This is a genomic window from Acidovorax sp. KPB24-03, assembly GCF_057546605.1.
Map to the genome: position 1 here is coordinate 1 of NZ_BAAJYR010000765.1, position 968 is coordinate 968.

Sequence of the window (968 nt, forward strand, 5' to 3'; positions counted from 1 at the left end):
CGCGCCCTGGGGAAGGGCGGCCAGGCGTTCGAGCGCGGCGTTGGCATCGCGCTCGTCCAGCGACCAGCGGGCCGCCCGCAGGTGCGCGCCTTCGCGCAGCTCCAGCTCGGTGACCGGCGCGCGGTCGGGGATGTTGTTGAGCGCGTTCTGCAAATGCGCCTCGCGCGTGGCGCGGTCCTGCAGGGCGTGCGAGCTTTCGGCGGCCACCAGATGGGCCAGCGTGCGCAATTGGCGGCCGTGCGGCACGGCCTCGCCTGAGGCCTCCAGCGCGCTCTCTTGCGCGAGGGCGGCGGTCGCGGCCTTGCGCGAGCGGATGAAGCGCCCGGCCAGCAGCTGCGACAGCGCATCGAGCAGCGCCGCGTGCATGGAGCGCTCCTTTTGCTGGGCGCGCCAGCGCCGCGCCTGGCGGGGCAGCTCCAGCAGCGCGGCCAGGGCGCGCAGCGCCGCATACAGCGTGGCGAAGCCGCCGACCAGCAGCAGCAGGACGAGGTTGAGCGACAGATCGACGCGGTAGGGCGGCCAGAACAGGGTCACCGTGCCCTGGTTGTTGCCCGCGAACAGCGCGGCCGCGACGGCCACGCCAAAAAGTGCCAGAAACCAGAGTGCGGCGCGCATGGGTGGGCGGTCCTCCGGTGGCTTTAGCGGCCGGCCGCGGCCGTGGCCAGGGCGGACAAAGTTTCGTCCAGCGGCGGCAGCTCGGCCGTGCGGATGTGCGACTGGGCCTGCTGCAGCACCGTGGCGGCCATCTGCGTGCGGCGCGACGCGGGGTCGAAGTAGCGGTTGAGCGCGGCGCTGGCGGCGGCCAGGTCGGCGCGGGCCGAGTCGAGCTGGCGGGCCAGCACGCCCAGGCGGGCGTTCATGAGCTTGAGCTTCAGGTTCTCGCGCAGGAAGAACGCCTGGTCGGGCGACACCAAGATGGCCTCGGGCCGGTCGATGCGGCTCACGCGCAGCAGGGCCGCGGGCCTCGT

Annotated in this window: 2 protein-coding genes; both read right to left on the minus strand. The window is 73.6% G+C overall.

All coding sequences use genetic code 11. The annotated features are described in order from the left end of the window. On the minus strand, positions 1-615 hold a 615-nt coding region (locus AC27KI_RS25820; RefSeq protein WP_487116683.1), incomplete at its 3' end, for a heme biosynthesis HemY N-terminal domain-containing protein. Between the two features lie 23 nt (positions 616-638). Next, on the minus strand, positions 639-968 hold a 330-nt coding region (locus AC27KI_RS25825; protein ID WP_487116685.1), incomplete at its 5' end, for a uroporphyrinogen-III C-methyltransferase.